At 63.1% G+C, this 18,654-nt stretch carries 18 protein-coding genes; 2 read left to right on the forward strand and 16 right to left on the reverse strand.

What is annotated here, in order from left to right; genetic code table 11:
- Positions 1-63: 63 nt before the first annotated feature.
- Genes OXH74_RS14840 through OXH74_RS14870 form a run of 7 tightly spaced genes read right to left on the reverse strand, consistent with a single transcriptional unit; the run spans position 64 to position 6,891 of the window.
- Positions 64-1,434 carry an NAD(P)-binding domain-containing protein gene (locus OXH74_RS14840; protein WP_375737680.1) on the reverse strand — a complete coding sequence of 457 codons (1,371 nt, stop codon included), beginning with the start codon at positions 1,432-1,434 and terminating at the stop codon, positions 64-66.
- Positions 1,431-2,327 (reverse strand): bifunctional methylenetetrahydrofolate dehydrogenase/methenyltetrahydrofolate cyclohydrolase FolD, encoded by an 897-nt coding sequence (folD, locus tag OXH74_RS14845; RefSeq protein ID WP_375737681.1) that lies wholly within the window; start codon positions 2,325-2,327, stop codon positions 1,431-1,433. The genes OXH74_RS14840 and folD overlap by 4 nt, the downstream gene beginning before the upstream one ends.
- On the reverse strand, positions 2,324-3,178 hold the full coding sequence (gene purU / locus OXH74_RS14850; protein ID WP_375737682.1) for a formyltetrahydrofolate deformylase: 855 nt from the start codon (positions 3,176-3,178) through the stop codon (positions 2,324-2,326). Before purU ends, folD begins: the two co-directional genes overlap by 4 nt.
- Positions 3,179-3,214: 36 nt before the next feature.
- On the reverse strand, positions 3,215-4,345 hold the full coding sequence (locus OXH74_RS14855; RefSeq protein WP_375737683.1) for an aminomethyltransferase family protein: 1,131 nt from the start codon (positions 4,343-4,345) through the stop codon (positions 3,215-3,217).
- 42 nt (positions 4,346-4,387) lie between these two features.
- Positions 4,388-5,404, reverse strand: a complete 1,017-nt coding sequence (locus tag OXH74_RS14860) for a DUF3445 domain-containing protein (protein WP_375737684.1) — start codon at positions 5,402-5,404, stop codon at positions 4,388-4,390.
- 27 nt (positions 5,405-5,431) lie between these two features.
- The gene (locus OXH74_RS14865; protein ID WP_375737685.1) at positions 5,432-6,361 is read right to left on the reverse strand and encodes a PDR/VanB family oxidoreductase; all 930 of its coding nucleotides are present in this window, start codon (positions 6,359-6,361) and stop codon (positions 5,432-5,434) included.
- The gene (locus tag OXH74_RS14870) at positions 6,358-6,891 is read right to left on the reverse strand and encodes a dimethylamine monooxygenase subunit DmmA family protein (RefSeq protein WP_375737686.1); all 534 of its coding nucleotides are present in this window, start codon (positions 6,889-6,891) and stop codon (positions 6,358-6,360) included. Before OXH74_RS14870 ends, OXH74_RS14865 begins: the two co-directional genes overlap by 4 nt.
- Before the next feature lie 279 nt (positions 6,892-7,170).
- On the opposite strand from OXH74_RS14870, the gene OXH74_RS14875 reads away from it, so the two are divergent.
- Positions 7,171-7,875, forward strand: a complete 705-nt coding sequence (locus tag OXH74_RS14875) for a LuxR C-terminal-related transcriptional regulator (RefSeq protein WP_375737687.1) — start codon at positions 7,171-7,173, stop codon at positions 7,873-7,875.
- A gap of 48 nt (positions 7,876-7,923) precedes the next feature.
- Here the strand turns inward: OXH74_RS14875 and OXH74_RS14880 are convergent, their stop codons facing one another.
- From OXH74_RS14880 to OXH74_RS14900, 5 genes are all read right to left on the reverse strand, one after another.
- On the reverse strand, positions 7,924-9,288 hold the full coding sequence (locus tag OXH74_RS14880) for a purine-cytosine permease family protein (RefSeq protein ID WP_375737688.1): 1,365 nt from the start codon (positions 9,286-9,288) through the stop codon (positions 7,924-7,926).
- Positions 9,289-9,293: 5 nt separating this feature from the next.
- A complete protein-coding gene (locus OXH74_RS14885) occupies positions 9,294-9,980 on the reverse strand; it encodes a cysteine hydrolase family protein (protein WP_375737689.1) in 687 nt (228 codons plus the stop codon).
- A 127-nt stretch (positions 9,981-10,107) separates the two neighbouring features.
- Positions 10,108-10,284 (reverse strand): hypothetical protein, encoded by a 177-nt coding sequence (locus tag OXH74_RS14890; protein ID WP_215377101.1) that lies wholly within the window; start codon positions 10,282-10,284, stop codon positions 10,108-10,110.
- A gap of 46 nt (positions 10,285-10,330) precedes the next feature.
- Positions 10,331-11,374, reverse strand: coding sequence for an LLM class flavin-dependent oxidoreductase (locus OXH74_RS14895; RefSeq protein ID WP_375737690.1), 1,044 nt, complete (start codon positions 11,372-11,374; stop codon positions 10,331-10,333).
- Positions 11,375-11,575: 201 nt separating this feature from the next.
- Positions 11,576-12,061, reverse strand: a complete 486-nt coding sequence (locus tag OXH74_RS14900) for a flavin reductase family protein (protein ID WP_215376941.1) — start codon at positions 12,059-12,061, stop codon at positions 11,576-11,578.
- A 358-nt stretch (positions 12,062-12,419) separates the two neighbouring features.
- Here OXH74_RS14900 and OXH74_RS14905 point away from each other — a divergent pair, with 358 nt between their 5' ends.
- Positions 12,420-13,817: a purine-cytosine permease family protein gene (locus OXH74_RS14905; RefSeq protein WP_375741623.1), complete on the forward strand. Its 1,398-nt coding sequence runs from the start codon at positions 12,420-12,422 to the stop codon at positions 13,815-13,817.
- Positions 13,818-14,290: 473 nt separating this feature from the next.
- Here the strand turns inward: OXH74_RS14905 and OXH74_RS14910 are convergent, their stop codons facing one another.
- From OXH74_RS14910 to OXH74_RS14925, 4 genes are read right to left on the reverse strand one after another with little or no spacing between them, the layout of a single operon-like run.
- On the reverse strand, positions 14,291-15,439 hold the full coding sequence (locus OXH74_RS14910; protein WP_375737691.1) for an ABC transporter ATP-binding protein: 1,149 nt from the start codon (positions 15,437-15,439) through the stop codon (positions 14,291-14,293).
- 17 nt (positions 15,440-15,456) lie between these two features.
- Positions 15,457-16,266 carry an ABC transporter permease gene (locus OXH74_RS14915; RefSeq protein WP_215376931.1) on the reverse strand — a complete coding sequence of 270 codons (810 nt, stop codon included), beginning with the start codon at positions 16,264-16,266 and terminating at the stop codon, positions 15,457-15,459.
- Between the two features lie 6 nt (positions 16,267-16,272).
- A complete protein-coding gene (locus OXH74_RS14920; RefSeq protein WP_375737692.1) occupies positions 16,273-17,232 on the reverse strand; it encodes an ABC transporter permease in 960 nt (319 codons plus the stop codon).
- Entirely contained in the window at positions 17,217-18,242 is a 1,026-nt protein-coding gene (locus tag OXH74_RS14925; RefSeq protein WP_375737693.1) for a polyamine ABC transporter substrate-binding protein, read from the reverse strand. The genes OXH74_RS14920 and OXH74_RS14925 overlap by 16 nt, the downstream gene beginning before the upstream one ends.
- Between the last annotated feature and the right edge of the window lie 412 nt (positions 18,243-18,654).

Below are 18,654 nucleotides of genomic sequence, written 5' to 3' on the forward strand. Positions count from 1 at the left end.
CCGACAGCCGTGGCATTCGAGGGCCATCCATTGGTGCGCGCAGCGCACCCTACGGGTACGGTTTCAACCCACGGCTTTGATGGCGGTCGACGGCTCGTCCGCCAGGTAGGCCGCCAGCGAGTCGTCCAGCGCTTCCAGCCAGGGGGTGTGGTGTGCGGTCGCCAGGGTGCCAGTGATCAGCGAGCGGTGGCACTTGTCGCGGTAGCCCATGATGTTTTCGTACTTGTCCTGCTTCCATTGCAGGAAGGTCCGGTTTACCTCGGCGATGTCGAAGCTCGGGTAATCGGTGGCTTCGATGAGTTGGCGGATGTACTCACCCTGGAATTCGAACATTTCCTGAGCGGTTTCCAGGGTTTCCTCTTCCTGGCGCCAGGCCAGGTCTTCGGCGTGCATGGTGGCCTGCTCGGGCAGGGCGATGCGGCCGAGGATGACGTCGCGGGCGTACCAGGCCTGGGCGTCGAACATGTTGAAGCTGTACCACTGGTCCTGCATGCCGAGGTACACCAACTTCGGGTTCTGCTCCCAGAACACGCCCTTATAGAGGTTCAGCGGCCAGAGGCGGTTGCTGGTCTTCAGGCGCAACTCTTCCGGCAGGAAGGGGAAGTGATGCTTGTAGCCGGTGCAGAGGATGATGGCGTCGACGTGCTGGCTGCTGCCGTCGGCGAAGAAGGCAGTGCTGCCCTTCACATGGGTGAGCAGCGGTTTCTCTTCCCAGTTCTCCGGCCATTTGTAGCCCATGGGCGCGCTGCGGTAGCAGCTAGTGATGGTGCGGGCGCCGTACTTGAAGCACTGCGAGCCGATGTCTTCGGCGGAGTAGCTGCCACCGACGATGAGTACATCCTTGCCCTTGAACTCCAGCGCGTCGCGGAAGTCGTGGGCGTGCAGTACGCGGCCCGCGAAGCTTTCGAAGCCCTCGAAGTAGGGCACGTTGGGGGTGGAGAAGTGGCCGCTGGCGACCACCACGTAGTCGAAGGTTTCGCTGTAGGTCAGGTCCTTCTCGTAGCTGTGGGCGGTGACCTCGAAGGTGCCGCTGACAGCGTCGAAGCTCACGCTACGCACTGTGGTGTTGAAGCGGATGTAAGGGCGCACGCCGGCTTTCTCCACGCGGCCCTTGATGTAGTCCCAGAGCACTTCGCGGGGCGGGTAGGAACCCATGGGGCGGCCGAAGTGTTCGTCGAAGCTGTAGTCGGCGAACTCCAGGCATTCCTTCGGCCCGTTGGACCAGAGGTAGCGGTACATGCTGCCGTGCACCGGCTCGCCATGTTCGTCCAGGCCGGTGCGCCAGGTGTAGTTCCACATGCCGCCCCAGTCCGCTTGCTTCTCGAAGCAGACCAGTTCGGGAATCTCGGCGCCCTTGTCCCGGGCTGACTGGAAGGCACGCAACTGGGCGAGGCCACAGGGGCCGGCGCCGATAATGGCGACTCGTTGTTTCATGCTGGGTTCTCCACGGAAGGTTGGGGCAGGCCGGTGGCCGGGTGCTGGAGGCGCGCCGCGGTCAGGGTGTTCTTCATCAGGAAGGCGATGGTCATGGGGCCGACGCCACCGGGCACCGGAGTGATGGCGGAAGCGCGGGTGAGGGCGGAGTCGAAGTCCACATCTCCTACGAGCCTGGAACGACCGCCTTCCTCGATGCGGTTGATGCCGACATCGATGACCACGGCGCCGGGCTTGAGCCATTCGGCATCCACCAGACGCGGACGGCCAACGGCGGCGACGACGATGTCGGCCTGGCGGCACAGCTCGCGCAGATTGGCACTCCTGGAATGCACCACGGTCACCGAGCAATGGGCCTTGAGCAGCAGCGCGGCCATGGGTTTGCCGACGATGTTGGAGCGGCCGATCACCACTGCGTGCTTGCCGGCGAGGTCGCCGCAGGTGTCCTGCAGCAGACGCAGGCACCCGGCCGGCGTGCAGGGTGTGAGCACGTCGCGGCCCTGGCTGAGGCCACCAACGTTCTCGGCATGGAAGCCGTCCACATCCTTCAGCGGGTCGATGGCCTGCAGCACGCGGGTTTCGTCGATGTGTGCCGGCAGCGGCAGCTGCACGAGGATGCCGTGCACACCGGCGTCGGCATTGAGGCTGTGGATAAGTGCCAGCAGCGCGGATTCTTTGGTTTCCGTCGGCAGCTTGTGTTCCAGGGAACGGATGCCGCATTCCTCGGCGCGCAGCACCTTGTTTCGCACGTAGACCTGGCTGGCCGGGTCCTGACCGACCAGCACCACGGCCAGGGCCGGGGCAATGCCGCTGGCCTTGAGGGTGAGGACGTCACTCCCGACTTCGGCGAGCACCCGCGCCGCTGCGGCCTTGCCATCGATGAGCGCGCTCATCGGAAAATCACCGTCTTGTCGCCATTGAGGAACACGCGGTGCTCCAGGTGGTACTTCAGCGCCTTGGACAGGGCCACCGTCTCGGTATCCCGGCCGATGGCAACGAGGTCGTCAGGCAGGTAGGCGTGGTCCACGCGTTGAACTTCCTGCTCGATGATCGGGCCTTCGTCGAGATCCGAGGTGACGTAGTGCGCGGTGGCGCCGATCAGCTTCACACCGCGCTCGTAAGCCTGGTGGTAGGGCTTGGCGCCCTTGAAGCCGGGCAGGAAGGAGTGGTGGATGTTGATGGCGCGGCCGGACAGCTGTTTGCACAGGTCGTCGGAGAGGATCTGCATGTAGCGCGCGAGCACCACCAGCTCGGTCTGCGTTTCATCGACGATCTTCATCAGCGCCGCTTCCTGCTCGGCCTTGGTGTCGCGGGTCACTGGCAGGTAGATGAAGCGGATGCCTTCGCGCTCGGCCATTGGGCGCAGGTCGAGGTGGTTGGAGACGATAGCGGTGACCTGCATGTCCATTTCGCCTTTCTGGTGGCGATAGAGCAGGTCGGTGAGGCAATGGTCGTACTTGCTCACCATCAACAGCACGCGCATCGGGCGGTTGCCTTCGAACAGCTCCCAGTCCATCTCGAAGGGCACGGCGACGTCATCGAAGCCCTGACGCAGGGTGTCGATATCCGGCTTGGCGCCAGTGTTGAAACGGAACACCGCGCGCATGAAAAAGCGCCCGGTGATCTCGTCGTCGAACTGTGCCAGTTCGCTCAGGTAGCACTCGCGCCCGGCGAGGTAGGTGGTGACCGCCGCGACTATCCCGGAGGTGGCCGGGCAGCTGATCTTGAGGATGTAGTGATTCATGTTGGTTGCTCTCATGCAGGCAAGGAACGGCCGCGCTCAGCCCTTGGCGGTGCGCTTTTTCTTCTCGGGGTCGTCGAACGGCAGCGTGTGGGCGATGGCTTTCACGCTGAGGCTGCCGCGCACGTCCAGGGGCACGCCTTGTTCAGCGATCTGCGGCTCGACGCGGGCGATGGCCATGGAGCGTTCGGTGAGGCGCGAGTACATGGCGCAGGTGATGACACCGACCTGGCGGCCGTCGTGCCAGAGGGTGTCGCCGTTCTGCGCGGCGACATGGCCGTCGAGCAGCACGCCGAAGATCTTGAAGCGTTCCTGGCCCTTGAGCCGGTAGTGCTCACCGGCGCCACGGAAGTCCTGCTTACCGGGCGACACGGTGAAGTCCAGGCCCAGTTCCCACAGGGTGTCGCCGGCCTTCTGGTCGGCGAAGGGGTACATCTGCGAGTTGTCGTAGGGGAAGAACAGCAGGTAGCTCTCCACCCGCAGCCAGTCCAGCGCGGTGAAGGCGCAGGGGATGATGCCGAGGTCCTTGCCCTTGGCCAGGATGCCGTCCCAGATGGTCGGGGCATCGGCTGCCTTGCAGAAGATCTCGTAGCCGCGCTCGCCGGTGTAGCCGGTACGGGAGATCATCACCGGGCGGTCGAACAGCTTCGTTTGCATGTGGTGGAAGTAGGGCAGGTCGCGGATGCTCGGTACGTGCTCGGCGAGGAAGTCCACGGCCTTCGGCCCTTGCAGGGACAGGTCGTGCAGGTCGTCGTCGAACAGTACCGCCACCTGGCGGCCCTGGGCCGAGCGGATCAGTACTTCGTGGCCCGAGCCTGCGCCGTGCACCACCATGAAGGCGTTGGGACCGGTGCGGTAGACGATGCAGTCGTCGATGAACTTGCCGTCTTCGTCGAGCATGCAGGCGTAAACCGACTTGCCGGGATAGAGCTTGCTGATGTCGCGGGTGGTGGCATGGTCGAGCAGGCTTTCAGCGTGGGGGCCGACGTAGTGCACCTTCTTCAGTCCGGACACATCCATCAGCCCGGCGCGAGTGCGGATGGCCTCGTGGTGGTCGGCGAGATCGCTGGCATAGGTCCAGGCGGTGCCCATGCCGTTCCAGTCTTCCAGGTTCGAACCAAGTGCCAGGTGGCGTTCGCGGAGCGCACTGATGCGCCATGAGTTGGCCATGGGAATGTCCTCTTGTCGTGGTTGTTCTGCCGGGGTGAACGCTCAGGCTTCGGGGTCGAACCGGCGCAGCCAGTCCACCAGTGTCTGGCGGTAACGGGTGATGCCCTTGTAGTCGGCGATGGGGTCGGGCAGGTCGCGCATCACGCGGTGCAGGCGCCTGGCCCAGGCTGGTTGGGTGACCAGTTCGTCCATGCTGATCAGGTAGGTACGAATGCTGAACATCAGCGCGTTGGAGCGAGGCAGGCGCACCATCAACTGCAGCTCGACCCGCAGGTGCACCAAACGGCCGACGTTCTCTGGTGTGACACTGCCGCGGTCGCTGCCCCATTCGTGGAAGGTTTCGGGCGAGGTGTCCAGACGCGGATTGATGGTCATGGTCCAGTTCAGTCGGCGCACGGGCTGGCCCACCTGAATGTTCAGCAGGTACTTCAGGGCGCGGTCGAATACGCCCATCTGGTGCGCCATGGGCACCGGCGAATGCCACTGCTTGAAGCTCATGCCGGCGTCGAAGGCCAGGGACCAGTCGGCAGGTCCGGTGACCATCCCGGCGTCCATGAACAGGTCGCCATCGCGCTGGTCGAGCAGGGCGAAATCCCCCTGCACCTGACGAGTGATGTAGTCCAGCGGCTCACACGGCAGGCTGTTCGCATCGCCGTAGGTAAACGACTGGTCGATGCCCAGGGCGAGGTTGCGCCAGTGCCAGCTGTCGCCATCGCGGTCAAGCTGGAAGTGCTGCGGATAGTCACGGGCCAGGTGTTCCATCAGCACGCTGAGGGCGTCCCAGGCGGCCGGCTGCATGTGCGGCATGACCAGGCAGCGTTGCGGGTCCCGTTCCAGTACACGGTTGCGCTCGGCCATTTCCGATCGGTAGTGCTCATCGATGTCGAAGCAGTGCTCGTACACAGAACCGGGGTCTCGGGAAGTTGCCGGTTCCAGGTTCACCGAGTACATGTACTGGTCTTCCGGGAAGGGGAAGGGGAAGCGCCGGATCGCTTCGGCGCTGTTGCGGAAGCTGAAATCCTCTCGGTAGCTTTCCACCGGTTTGAAGGTCAGGCTCATGTCGTTGCGTCTCCTGAAAAGTGGGGCCTAAAGGTCGAGCAGGATCGGGCTGCCGCAGCCGCGCGAGACGCAGGGCATCAGGCTGTCGGCGCGCTCGTTGGGGGCGAGGTAGAGGTCGCGGTGTTCCACGTCACCTTTCAGGTAGCGCGTCTGGCACTGGCCGCAGACGCCGCCACGGCACAGGTTGGGAATCTCCACGCCCGCTGCTTCCAGGGCCTCCAGCAGACTCTGCTCGGCGCTGATCGCCAGTTGGCGGCCGCTGCGGGCCAGCTCGACGCTGAACGGCCGGCCCGGTTCTGGCGCGGCGAAGGCTTCCCACTGCACTCGGGCGTCGCTCCAGCCCAGGGCGGTGGCCTGTTCGCGCAGGGACAGCAGCAGCGATTGCGGACCGCAGGCGTAGACATGGCTGCCCAGCGGCCGGTCGCGCAGTAGTTGGCTCAGATCGAGTCGGCGCGCGGGGCTGTCATAGCGGTGCAGGCGGTCGCCCAGCAAGTTGCGCAGGTACTCGACATAGGCGTCGGTCAGACCGGTGCGATAGGCGTAATGCAATTCGAAGTGGGCGCCCCGACGCAGCAGCTCCGTGCAGTAGGCGAGGAAGGGGGTAATGCCGATGCCCGCCGCGACCAGGATGTGCAGGTGTGCCTCGCTGTGGATCGGGAACAGGTTGGCGGGTGCCGACAGTCGAACACGGTCGCCGACCTGCAGCTGTTCATGGATATAGCGGGAGCCGCCACGCGAGGCCTCCTGGTGCCGCACCGCGATACGGTACCGGCGGGTGTCGGCCGGGTCGCCCAGCAGCGAATAGGCATTGCGCTGGCCGTTCGGCAACTGCAACTGGACGTGGCTGCCTGCGGAGAAGCCCGGCAAGGGAGCGTCCAGCGATTCGAAGGTGAGCTCGCGGATGACTGGGGTAAGGGCGCGCGTGGCGGCAACGCGGACATCAAGGGCGGCACTCATGGGCGCACCTGCGCATAGGGACGGTCGGCGTCGGCGCAGACTCCAAGGTAGGCCCCCAGACGTCGCGAGAAGTGGCGACGCACTTCCAGCACGACACCGCAGTGGGCGCATGTCAGTCGATCGTCGACGGTACCGGGCTGGATGCTCGCGCAATGCACGCAGTACACCGCGCGCTGCCCGTCGTCGCAGCCATCCAGCACGATCTCTTCCGCCTGCAGGCCCGCATCCCTGGCCAGGGCGTACAGCGGCCAGATGAAGGCTTCATCGCCCTGCAGGTAGAGCCGCAGGCCCACATGGGCGCCGCGCAATTGCTCCAGCACAGCGTGGTGCAGGCCGTTGAGATCGGCGTAGGTGGCCAGGGCCAGGTGGGTGAATTGCGCCGGCGAATCGCTCAGGGCGGCGTACAGGTCCGCCCGTGCAGCATGACTGGCGCCCTGGCTGACCAGCACGTGATGGATCGCCTGTTTGCACGGCTGGCCGCTGGGGTAACGCGGCACGCTATAGGGTGGCTCGGGGGCTTCTGCGTTCATGGTGGTCCTCTTGCTGGCTGGCATCGGAGGAAGTCCAACGCCGCTGGCTTGCCCCGGATTGAAGCGACCAGGCCTTGCCTTGGTGCGTCGCCATGGGCGGCATTGCGGTGCCGATCGGGCTGTTTCCTCGTGGGGAAGATAATTTCTCTATGCGAATCAATGCTCAATCCGCATGAGGTGATATGCACAAAGGGGTAGTGGGTAGGAGAGGCATGGAAGTTGCTGTCCTGCAGGGTCTGCTGACCCACAGGGCGAGAGCGCCGGAGGAGGAGGAGAACGATGCACAACGCCAGCCTGTTATTGCCCGCCGAGCGACCGCAGTTCGCTGTGCCACCGACGCCCTCGCCGGGCGAATTGACCGAGCGGGAAGGCCAGACCCTGGAGCTGATTGCCTCAGGGCTGAGCAACAAGCAGATTGCCCGCGAACTGGGCATCAGCGATGGGACCGTGAAGATTTACGTGCGCAACTTGTTGCGCAAATTCCGCTTGAACTCGCGCCTGGAACTCGCCACTTGGGTCTATCGCAGCGGCAATGCCCTGCGGCCCGGATTGACAGGGGCATCCATGCGGGTTGCCGCCTGGTCCGGTGAGGTATCAGCAGCCCCGAAGCAGGCTGCGCTTTCGTCGAGAGTGACTGGCTTGCTCGACGAACTTCCCGGGTTGATTTACCGAGGCGATAACGATCGCACCTGGTCCATGGAGTTCGTCAGTGCCGGCTGCCTGCAACTCACCGGCTATCCGTCCGAGTACCTGACCACCAATCGCGAACACAGCTATGGATCGCTGATTCTCGCCGAGTACGCCGAGTACATCTGGTATTGCGTGCAATGTGCGCTGCTCACGCACGAGCCCTTCCAGCTGAGCTATCGCATCCGGTGCGCCGACGGGCAGATCAAGGATGTCTGGGAGAAGGGGATTGGCATCTACTCCGATTCAGGAGCGGTGCAGGGCGTCGAAGGGGCGATATTCGAGGTGCGGGGGTAGCCCCTCTCCATAAGGGAGAGGGGCTTTAGCCGGGAATACGGGGCGGGGTCAGGACGACAGTTCCCGCTCAACTCCCACTGCCACTCTGCGCTTCATCAGCCCGAAGTAGGTCATGGCCGGCACCAGCAGGCCGACGACCCAGGCCAGGTCTATGCCATCCAGGGCATTGGCGATGGGGCCGACGTAGAGGGTGGTGTTCATGAACGGCACTTCCAGCAGGATGGCCAGCACGAAACTGCCGCAAGCCACCAGGTTGACCCGACCGTAGCGGCCGTCCATGTCGAAGATGTCGGGTACGCAGTAGTCGCCCTTTCTCAGGCAGTAGTAATCCACCAGGTTGATAGCGGTCCAGGGGATGAGGAAGTAGCTCATGAAGAAGATGAAGTTGAGGAAGAAGGCGATGAAGTCCTCTTGGCTGATGGTGCACAAGGCGGTGGCGATGACACTGATCAATAGCATGAACAGCCCCCTGACCATGGGCGTCACGCGAAGACGCGCGAAGGGCTCGATCACCGTGACCGTGGACATGAAGGCGCCATAGAGGTTGAACACGTTGATCGCCACCTGGCCGTAGACGAGGAACACGAACAGCAGCACCGCACCAGGTCCGAAGAGCGCTGCCAGGTGGCTACCAACATTGTCGGAGAAGCCGCTGATGGCGACGCTGAGCACGGCGCCAAGGATCATCATCCAGGCGCCGCCGGCCACGGTGCCGGTGTAGCTGAACCAGAACACCCGGGACATGGGTGTTGAGCTCGGCAGGTACCGCGAGTAGTCCGCCACATAGGGCGCGTAGGAGAGCTGCCAGGTCACGGCGATGCTCACTGCCACCAGGAACTTCGACAGCGAGAATCCTGCCGGCGACCACTGCTCCGCAGGGATCGGTAGGCTCAGGGCGAGCCCCGTGGCGACCAGGAACACCAGGATGGAGAGGATCGACAGCACCTTTTGCAGACGATGGATAAGTCGGTAGCCGTAGAGCGCCACTACAAAGCACAGCGCGCCGATCAGGTAGATGTTGCCGTCGCCACCCAAGGGGCTGACCGATTCGATGGCCTGGGCAGCCAGCAAGGTGTTGCTGACGAAGAAGCCGAGGTAGATGAGCATGACGAACAGCAGCGGCAGCACTGCGCCAATCACGCCGAACTGGGCACGGCTCTGAATCATCTGCGGAATGCCCAGCTTGGGGCCCTGGGCCGAGTGGGAGGCCATGAAGATGGCGCCAATCAGCGATCCGAGGGTGATCGCCACGGCGCTCCAGAACAGGTTCAGGCCGATGACCACCGGCAGCACCCCGGAGGCGATGGTGGTGATGTTCATGTTGGCGCCGAACCAGATGTAGAACAGCGAGCCGGGTTTGCCATGGCGTTCGCTTTCAGGGATGAAATCGATGCTTCTTTTCTCGACATTCATGGCGGTCACTCCTGCGGCTGGAGGCTGGGCTGAAGGCTGGATTGCAGGCGAGCGATGGCCTGGGGCAGCGTGTCGGGCCGGTGGGCGAAGAGGTCCGGGGATGCCGGTTTGCAGGAGCTGAAGTCATCTCCATGCAAGGCCCGCAGAAATTGCTCGCAGTTGAACAGTTCGATGGAGTAGACCCAGTTGGCCATGATCAGCAGTGCAGAGTAATGCGCCGCGCTGGTGGTCGAGGTGCAGGCGTCGGCGATGAGGTCGACCCGATAGCCGAGGGCGAAGGCATCGAGCACCGTGCTCAGCACACAGGCGTCGGTGAGCACGCCGGAGACCATCAAGCGGCTGATGCCGAGGCGCTTCAGCTGTGCATCCAGTTCGGTGCGATGAAAGGCGCTGTAGCGTGGTTTGTCGATGACGGGATCGCCGGGCTGGGGTGCCAAGCGTGGGAGGATTTCCACCTGGCGGGTGCCGGCACAATAGCTGGCGGGACGCCCCAGAGCGTCCAGTGGCTCGCCGGGCGGAAGGTCCGAGGCGTCTGCATTGTTGATATGTCGCGTGAAGATGACGGGGATGCTGGCAGCTCGTGCGGCATCGATCAGCTTGGCGCAGTTGTCGATCACAGCCTCGAAGCCCTGCAGGTGGAAGCCATCCTCCTGCTGCATATCGATGACCAGGTAGGCGATATCGTTTCTCATGGGCAACTCTTGTTCTTGTGCAGAAAATGCAGGCAGCCCACCCCCGGCGCCGTGGGTGCACGGATGCCAGGGCCGGGAGCTCGATGGGGCGAGCTGGCTGCCAGGTGCGTTCAGCGGGGGGAGTTGCTCAGGAAACTATTGCCCAGAAGCCGTTCTGCTTGGCGGCGACGGCGGGACGCAGACGTTTCAGGTGAACGTGCGAAGGGGTCCACTTGCCCCGCAGGTAAGCCATTGCGGCTCCGGGCAGTGGTTGGGCATTGCAGGTGATCAGGCCTTCGTTCATGGGGCTGTCGACCATTTTCATGGGAGGCGTGGCCGGATCGCCCGATCCGGCCACGTGAAGCGATGACTCAGTTGAACGCCGGCACTACGTGCTTGATGAATAGCTCCAGCGACTTCTTCTTCTCGGCGTGGGACAGGCTGTTGTCGGCCCAGAAGCTGAACTCGTCCACGCCCAGTTCCTGGTAGTGGCGAATGCGCGCGATGACTTCTTCGGGAGTGCCGATCATGGTGTTCTTGCGGATGTTCTCCAGTTCGAACTCCGGACGGTCCTTGAACTTCTCTTCCGGGCTCGGTTGAAGGATGCCGTTGACCGGGACTTCCTTGTTGCCGAACCAGGCATCGAAGGTACGGTAGAAGCGTGAGATGGCGGCGGCACCGACCTTCCAGCCTTCGGTATCTTCAGGGCTATGGACGTGGGTGTGGCGCAGCACCATCAGTTGCGGACGCGGCACGTCGGGATTGTTGGCCAGGGCGGTTTCGAACTTATTCTTCAGGTCCACCACTTCTTCGTCGCCCTTCATCAGCGGGGTGACCATCACGTTGCATCCATTGGCCACGGCGAAGTTGTGGGAGTCCGGGTCGCGGGCGGCGATCCAGATCGGCGGATGCGGCTGCTGGATCGGACGCGGCGACGAAGTGGAGGTGGGGAACTTCCAGATCTCGCCTTCGTGGGCGTAGTCGCCCTGCCACAGGGCCTTGACCACCGGGACCATCTCCCGCAGGTACTGGCCGCCTGCGGTGGCCGGCATGCCGCCTGCCATGCGGTCGAATTCGTACTGGTATGCGCCACGGGCCAGGCCCACCTCCATGCGGCCATTGCTGATCACGTCGAGCAGGGCGCATTCGCCGGCTACGCGGATCGGGTGCCAGAAGGGCGCGATGATGGTACCGGCGCCCAGGCGAATGGTGCTCGTGCGGGCTGCGAGGTAGGAGAGCAGCGGCATGGGGCTTGGCGAAATGGTGTACTCCATGGCGTGGTGCTCGCCGATCCATACGGTGCTGAAGCCGCCGGCTTCGGCCATCAACGTCAGCTCGGTGAGATCTTCGAAGAGCTGGCGGTGGCTGATCTGCTCGTCGTAACGCTCCATATGCACGAACAAAGAAAATTTCATGATGCTTTCCTCGAACCTGTGTCTGTTCGGCCCTGGACTGGCCGGCTGCGGTGAAGCGTGCACTGCGCTCCTGTTTCGTTGATTCCGCTGCGTCAGTAGGACGCCTCAAGCAAGGCGGAGCGGATCGCTGAATATTGGTATACCATAATACAGGTTGTCTGCAAGATCTTTCTCCCGGATCCCGCAGGGTTGCCGGGTGGCTCAGGCAAACGCCGGCAGGGCGCCCATCTTGCCGCGGCAATAGATCATCGGTGCGACGGTCTGTTCGGGCACGATCAGGTTCTTTACCGCCCCCACCAGGATGGCGTGGTCACCACCTTCGTATTCACGCCACAGCTCGCACTCGATGATGGCAGTGGCGTTGCTGAGCAGCGGGTTACCCAGTTCGCTCAGGGTCCATTCAATGCCTTGCGCCTTGTCCTTGCCCTTCTTGGCGAAGGCATAGGCTTCATCGCGCTGATCGGCTGAAAGCAGGTGGATGGCGAAGCGCTTGCTCTTGATCAGAACCGGGTAGGAGTCGGAGCTGTAGTTGGGGCAGAAGAGCACCAGGGCCGGGTCCATGGACAGGGAACTGAAGGCGCTGGCGGTCAGCCCGACGATCTGGCCGTCGTCATCCAGGGTGGTGATCACGGTGACGCCGGAGGGGAAGGAGCCCATGACTTGTTTGTAGGCATTGGTGTCGATCATTTCGGGTACCTATCGGGTGCATTGGCTGCGACCGGCAGCGCTAATGTGTCTGATGGTATACCGTAATATTGCCAATGCAAGCACTATTTTCCAAGGCTCGACAGCCCGCCGACGAACGTCGCCTTGTACCCTGTAGGCCTTAATCTACGCGGCTTAAAGTAACTTCAAGTGGTTCATGAGGCAGCTGTTCTTGCCTCCAGTCAGGGCTTGGGGGTTCAGTAAACGTTTTGCCTGATTGGTGGAATACCATAATATGGTGTTCTGCTATCCGGTCGCCGACACCAGCATGGTCAACCCACTGCCCGGTAGTCAGGCCCTGCGTGGCCCTTCCTACAAAGACAATAAGCAAGGCAATACGATGTCCGAGACTTCCCAGCACACACCGCTGATCGAGAACCATACCGTCGATTACGTACCGCCTGCCGAACGCCATGGCAAGGCACGCGACCTCTTCACGCTCTGGTTCAGCACCAATATCGCCCCGCTGCCGATCGTCACGGGTGCCATGGTGGTTCAGGTGTTCCACCTTGACCTGCTCTGGGGCATGCTGGCGATTGTGCTGGGCCATATGATCGGCGGCGTCTTCATCGCCCTGGCCTCCGCCCAGGGCCCGCAGATGGGCATTCCGCAGATGGTCCAGAGCCGCGGCCAGTTCGGCCGTTACGGCGCGCTGTTGATCGTCTTCTTCGCGGCGATCATCTATGTCGGCTTCTTCATCTCCAACATCGTCCTGGCGGGTGAGTCGATCCACGGCATCGCCCCTTCGGTGCCGATGCCGGCCGCGATCATCATCGGCGCTATCAGCGCCACCGCCATCGGCGTGATCGGCTACCGCTTCATCCACACCCTCAACCGCGTCGGCACCTGGGTGATGGGCGGCGCACTGCTGGCTGGCTTCGCCTACATCTTCTGCAATGAGTTGCCGGCAGACTTCTTCAGTCGCGGGAGCTTCAACCTGTCCGGCTGGCTGGCCACGATCTGCCTGGGGATCATCTGGCAGATAAGCTTCTCGCCCTATGTATCCGACTACTCGCGTTACTTGCCGGCCAGCGTCGGTATCGCCCGACCTTTCCTGGCTACTTACGCCGGCGCCTGCCTGGGCACCATCCTTTCCTTCAGCTTCGGAGCCGTAGCCGTGCTGGCCACCCCGGAAGGTACCGAAGCGATGGCGGCCGTAAAACAGGCAACCGGTGTGCTTGGCCCTCTGCTGATGCTGTTGTTCCTGCTCAACATCATCAGCCACAACGCGCTCAACCTTTATGGCGCTGTGTTGTCCATCGTCACCTCGATCCAGACCTTCGCCGGAAACTGGACCCCCAGCGTGCGCGTGCGGGTCATCCTGTCGGCGCTGGTGCTGGGCGGCAGCTGCCTGATGGCGCTGGGCGCCTCCGCGAACTTCATTTCTCACTTCATCGGCCTGATCCTGGCTCTGCTGCTGGTACTGGTGCCATGGGCCTCGATCAACCTGATCGACTTCTACTTGATCAAGCGTGCCCGCTACGACATCACCTCGATCTTCCAGGCCGATGGTGGAATCTACGGGCGCTTCAATGCTCACGCGATTACGGCTTATTTCATTGGCATTCTGGTGCAGCTGCCGTTCGCCAATACCGCGATCTATATTGGGCCCTACGCCAACTACGTCGAGGGTGTGGACCTGTCCTGGCTGGTGGGGCTGCTGGTGACCTGCCCGCTGTATTACTGCCTGGCGACCCGCAGCAAGGAGCCGGTCGGGGTGTTGCACATGGCAGATTGACTGAAACCGATCCGCACAGGATTTCCTGTGCCTTCGCCCCGTCCTGCGATGCAGGCGGGGCTTTTTGTTACCTGCGATTCAGGGCTTTATCCGACCCGGAAAGTCGTGCGTTCGCCAGCAAGCTGGCCCCTACGGGCGTTGCCCTTCGATCGCGGGATGATCGGTTGCGCGAACCCAGGCGGCTGAGGCCACGTCGATGTAGGAGCGAGCTTGCTCGCGAACGTGAGCCGTGCTTTCGCCAGCAAGCTGGCTCCTACGGGTGTTGCCATTCGATTGCAGGATCGGTTGCGCGAATTCGGTCGGCTGAGGCCGCGTCGATGTAGGCGCAAGCTTGCTTGCGAATGGGAGCCGTGCTTTCGCCAGCAAGCTGGCGCCTGCGGGGGGAGGGGTAGCTCGGCGGTCGACGGACACAGCAAAAAGAAACCCCCTGCCCTCGGGACGAAGGGTAGGGGGCTGTAAAGGAAGATCAGGACTCAGTGCGCGCCAGCGGCTTTGCTCAGGTCGCTCTCATTCCACTCGCTGTAGACGCAGGCATCGGCCGCCGCCCAGCGCACGCGCACCGGCGCGCCAGGTTGCAGGGGCTGGGTGGCGCCGGAGAGTTCTTTCAGCGTCAGATTAGTTCCGCCGGCGGTGACCACACTGCAGGTCAGGCTTTCGCCGAGGAACACAGTCTCCGCAACCTTGGCCTGGATCTCGTTCCAGCCGGCCGCCAGCGGCGTTTGTGAAGCCTGGTCTGGGGTCAGTACCTGGGCTTTTTCCGGACGTACCATCAGCACCAGCTCCTGGCCATTTTGCAGGCCTGCGGTGGGGCGGATGGCCAGGGCTTGGCCCTCGAAGGTCGCCGCGGCATTGCCCTGGGCCTTGACCTTGAGGAAGTTGGAGTTGCCAAGGAAGGAAGCGACGAAGGCATTTGGTGGATTCTGGTACAGGTCATAACCGCTGCCCAGGCCGACGATCTTGCCGTGGCTGAAGATGGCGATGCGCTGGGACAGCCGCATGGCTTCTTCCTGGTCGTGGGTCACGTAGACGATGGTGATGCCGAGGCGGCGATGCAGGTGGCGCAGTTCATCCTGCAGGTCTTCGCGCAGCTTCTTGTCCAGGGCGCCCAGGGGTTCGTCCATCAGCAGGATGCGTGGCTCGTACACCAGGGCCCGGGCGATGGCGACGCGCTGTTGTTGGCCACCGGACAGCTGGGCTGGGCGGCGGTGGGCGAACTGCTCCAGCTGTACCAGCTTGAGCATGGCTTCGACCCGGCGCTCGCGCTCACCGGCAGCCTGCTTGCGGATGGCCAGCGGGAAGCCGATGTTGTCGCGCACATTGAGATGGGGGAACAGCGAATAGCGCTGGAACACCATGCCGATGCCGCGCTTGTGCGACGGCACGTTCACCAGGGATTTGCCGTCCACCAGGATTTCCCCGGAGCTGGGCGTCTCGAACCCGGCCAGCATCGACAGGGTGGTGCTCTTGCCGGAGCCGCTGGAGCCGAGGAAGGTGAGGAATTCACCGTCCTGGATGTCCAGGTTGATGTTGTCCACGGCGGCAAAGTCGCCGTAGTGCTTGTTCAGGTTGCGCAGGCTGACCAGGGTCTTTTGTTCGCGGGTGTCTTGGATTACGGCACTCATTTCATATACCTCGGCGCTCAGGCGCTGACTTCGTTGCGCCGACGCAGGGCGACGGCGATCACCATGACAAGGACGGACAGGCCGATAAGCAGCGTCGAGGCGACGGCAATCACCGGGGTCAGGTCCTGGCGCAGGGTGGTCCACATTTTCACGGGCAGGGTCTGCAGGGTAGGGCTGGCCATCATCACGCTCAGCACCACTTCATCCCAGGAGACCAGGAAGGCGAACAGCGCGCCGGACATCATGCCGGGGCGGATGCCGGGGAAGGTCACCTTGAACACCGCCTGCAGCCGCGAGGCGCCGCAGATCACCGCGGCATCCTCGATGGACTGATCGAACAGCTTCAGCGAGTTGATGATCGAGATGATGGTAAAGGGCAGGGCGACGATCACGTGACTGACCACGAAGGAGAACAGCGTGCCGGTGTAGCCAAGCTTGAGGAACAGGGCATACACGGCGACCGCGATGATCACCAGCGGCACGATCATCGGCAGGGTGAACAACGCGTAGAGCATCTCACGGCCGGGGAACTTGCCACGCACCAGGGCGAAGGCGGTGGGCAGGCCCAGCGCGACAGAGCACACCGTAGTGAGCAGCGCTACCTTGAGGCTGGTGAAGGCCGATTCCATCCACTCCGCATTGGAGAAAAACTGCCCGTACCACTTCAGCGTCCAGCCCGGCGGCGGAAACACCAGCCACTGGGAGGAGCCGAACGACAGCAGCACAATGAAAATGATCGGCAGCAGCAGGAAGGCCGCAATCGCCCCCGTGGTGAGGTAGAGGCCGATGCGCAAGCGCGGGCCCATGGCGTTGGGTGACAGCAGCATGGCGGCTTACCTCGCAGTGCTCGAAGCCACCGGGGATTCCGGTTGCAGCTTCAGGTAGAAGTAGAACAGCACCAGGGTGATCGCGATCAGCAGCGCTGCTGCAGCGCTGGCCAGGCCCCAGTTGAGGAAAGACTGCACCTGCTGGACGATGAACTCCGGCAGCATCATGTTCTGCGCGCCGCCCAGCAGCGCCGGGGTGACGTAGTACCCGAGCGACATGACGAAGACCATCAGGCCGCCGGAAAACAGCCCGGGTCGGCACAGCGGCAGGAACACCTTGAAGAAGTTGGTCCAGGGGCTGGCGCCGCAGATCGAGCCGGCCTGCAGCACCATGGGGTCGATGGCCGACATGGTGGCCTGCAGCGGCAATACGATGAACGGGATCATGATGTAGCTCATGCCGATCACCACGCCGGTGAGGTTGTGCACCATCTCCAGCGGCTGATCGATGATGCCCATCGCCATCAGCGCCTTGTTGATCACCCCCGAGGCTTGCAGCAGCACCAGCCAGGAGTAGGTCCGCGCCAGTAGGCTGGTCCACATCGACAGCAGCACGATGTTCAGCAGCCAGCGGCCCCAGCCGCGCGGCACCAGGGTGATCACCCAGGCCAGGGGGAAGCCCAGCAGCAGGCTGATCAGGGTCACCAGGCCGCCGACGGCGAAGGTATTGAACAGCACGCGGGCATACGCCGAGTTGGCGAACAACTGCTCGTAGTTGCCCAGGCCCGGTGTCGGCTCCAGCACGCCGCGCAGCAACAGGCCGATCAGCGGGGCGAGGAAGAACAGACCCAGGAACAGCAGGGCCGGGATCAGGTTGGGAGCGCCACGCCAGCGCAGCGCAGTTTGTTTGTCATGCTTCATCGGCACAGCCTTGGTGTCAGGGGCGCCGGTGGCGCGGGAAGCGCCTCCGGCAACCTTGGCTGATGAAGTGGGACGAAGGCTAGCCGCTTTCATTTGACCAGCCATTCGTTCCACCGGGCAGCGATGGCCGGACCGTTCTTGGCCCAGTACGCATAGTCGAGGGTGATCTGATCCTTAGCGTAGGCGGTCGGCAGGTTGGGGGCGAGATCGCCTTTGAGCTGACTGACGCTGTCGACGTTCACCGGGGCGTAGGCGGTGAGGTTGGCGAAGTCGGCCTGCCCCTTGGCGCCGCTCGCGTTGGCCAGGAACTTCATGGCCGCTTCCTTGTTCTTCGCGCCCTTGGGAATGACCAGGAAGTCGGCCATGACCAGGTTCTGCTTCCAGCTCACGCCAACCGGCGCGCCGTCCTGTTGCAGGGCATAGATGCGGCCGTTCCAGAACTGGCCCAGGCTGGCTTCGCCGGAAGCGAGCAGTTGCTGGGACTGGGCGCCGCCGCCCCACCAGACGATGTCTTTCTTGATGGTGTCGAGTTTCTTGAAGGCCCGGTCCAGGTCCAGCGGATAGAGCTTGTCGGCGGGTACACCGTCGGCCAGCAAGGCCAGTTCCAGTACGCCGGGGCTCGGCCATTTGTAGAGAGCGCGCTTGCCCGGGTAGTTGGCCGTATCGAAGAGGGCGGTCCAGTCCTGAGGAGCCTTGCCGCCGAGCTTGCCCTGGTTGAAGCCGAGCACGAAGGAGAAGTAGAAGGAGCCGACACCATGGTCGGAAACGAAGCGCGGGTCGATCTTGTCGCGCTGGATGACGTTGAAGTCCAGCGGCTCGAGCAGGCCTTCGCTGGCGGCGCGCAGGGCGAAGTCGGCTTCGACGTCGACGATGTCCCACTGCACGTTGCCGCTTTCCACCATGGCCTTCAGCTTGCCGTAGTCGGTGGGACCGTCTTGAACCACGCGAATGCCGCTGGCCTCGCTGAACGGGTCAGCCCAGGCCTGCTTCTGCGCGTCCTGGGTGGTGCCGCCCCAGCTGACGAAGCTGAGGCTTTCAGCGGCGATGGCGGCGGTGCCGGTCGCGGTCAGGAATGCTGCGGCTAGAACCGCGGTTGCACATTTCTTAAACACCATCTTGCTTGCCCTCATTGTTGTGTTTGTACGCAAGCGGGCCTTGCTTGCCCGCTTATCTGGAGCAGTGGGCCCTCAGGAGGGCCATCAAGAGCGACCGTGCCGGATGCTGTTGTTCGTGCTGTTCCTTGCGGGCGCACTCGGCAAATAGTTCGGCCTACGGAATGTCATATTATGGTATTCCAAACTTTGTGCAAGTCCTCCGCGTTGCCAGTTATCGCTGTTACCGCTGCAAGCCGCATCATTGGGACGAATGGTTGGGTGCGCGATATCCCTTGGGACGCGCTTGTGGGGGCGAATTCATTCGCGAAGGGCTGCGCAGTTGCCCCATTGGCCTTTCAGGGCAGACCTTCGGCCTGCTCAGCGAATGATTTCACCCCTGTAGCCCGGATGATGGGTATCGCTGCGCTCCACC

The sequence above is a fragment of the Metapseudomonas boanensis genome (assembly GCF_042232855.1).
Classification (GTDB): Bacteria; Pseudomonadota; Gammaproteobacteria; order Pseudomonadales; family Pseudomonadaceae; genus Metapseudomonas; species Metapseudomonas boanensis.

Bases quoted from the DNA above. Each gene is read 5' to 3' on its own strand.
- OXH74_RS14885 (WP_375737689.1), bottom strand. From the start codon at position 9,980: ATGAGAAACGATATCGCCTACCTGGTCATCGATATGCAGCAGGAGGAT.
- OXH74_RS14890 (WP_215377101.1), bottom strand. From the start codon at position 10,284: ATGAAAATGGTCGACAGCCCCATGAACGAAGGCCTGATCACCTGCAAT.
- OXH74_RS14840 (WP_375737680.1), bottom strand. From the start codon at position 1,434: ATGAAACAACGAGTCGCCATTATCGGCGCCGGCCCCTGTGGCCTCGCC.
- OXH74_RS14875 (WP_375737687.1), top strand. From the start codon at position 7,171: ATGCACAACGCCAGCCTGTTATTGCCCGCCGAGCGACCGCAGTTCGCT.
- folD (WP_375737681.1), bottom strand. From the start codon at position 2,327: ATGAGCGCGCTCATCGATGGCAAGGCCGCAGCGGCGCGGGTGCTCGCC.
- OXH74_RS14905 (WP_375741623.1), top strand. From the start codon at position 12,420: ATGTCCGAGACTTCCCAGCACACACCGCTGATCGAGAACCATACCGTC.
- OXH74_RS14880 (WP_375737688.1), bottom strand. From the start codon at position 9,288: ATGAATGTCGAGAAAAGAAGCATCGATTTCATCCCTGAAAGCGAACGC.
- OXH74_RS14855 (WP_375737683.1), bottom strand. From the start codon at position 4,345: ATGGCCAACTCATGGCGCATCAGTGCGCTCCGCGAACGCCACCTGGCA.
- OXH74_RS14860 (WP_375737684.1), bottom strand. From the start codon at position 5,404: ATGAGCCTGACCTTCAAACCGGTGGAAAGCTACCGAGAGGATTTCAGC.
- purU (WP_375737682.1), bottom strand. From the start codon at position 3,178: ATGAATCACTACATCCTCAAGATCAGCTGCCCGGCCACCTCCGGGATA.
- OXH74_RS14925 (WP_375737693.1), bottom strand. From the start codon at position 18,242: ATGGTGTTTAAGAAATGTGCAACCGCGGTTCTAGCCGCAGCATTCCTG.
- OXH74_RS14920 (WP_375737692.1), bottom strand. From the start codon at position 17,232: ATGGCTGGTCAAATGAAAGCGGCTAGCCTTCGTCCCACTTCATCAGCC.
- OXH74_RS14870 (WP_375737686.1), bottom strand. From the start codon at position 6,891: ATGAACGCAGAAGCCCCCGAGCCACCCTATAGCGTGCCGCGTTACCCC.
- OXH74_RS14910 (WP_375737691.1), bottom strand. From the start codon at position 15,439: ATGAGTGCCGTAATCCAAGACACCCGCGAACAAAAGACCCTGGTCAGC.
- OXH74_RS14865 (WP_375737685.1), bottom strand. From the start codon at position 6,361: ATGAGTGCCGCCCTTGATGTCCGCGTTGCCGCCACGCGCGCCCTTACC.
- OXH74_RS14915 (WP_215376931.1), bottom strand. From the start codon at position 16,266: ATGCTGCTGTCACCCAACGCCATGGGCCCGCGCTTGCGCATCGGCCTC.
- OXH74_RS14895 (WP_375737690.1), bottom strand. From the start codon at position 11,374: ATGAAATTTTCTTTGTTCGTGCATATGGAGCGTTACGACGAGCAGATC.
- OXH74_RS14900 (WP_215376941.1), bottom strand. From the start codon at position 12,061: ATGATCGACACCAATGCCTACAAACAAGTCATGGGCTCCTTCCCCTCC.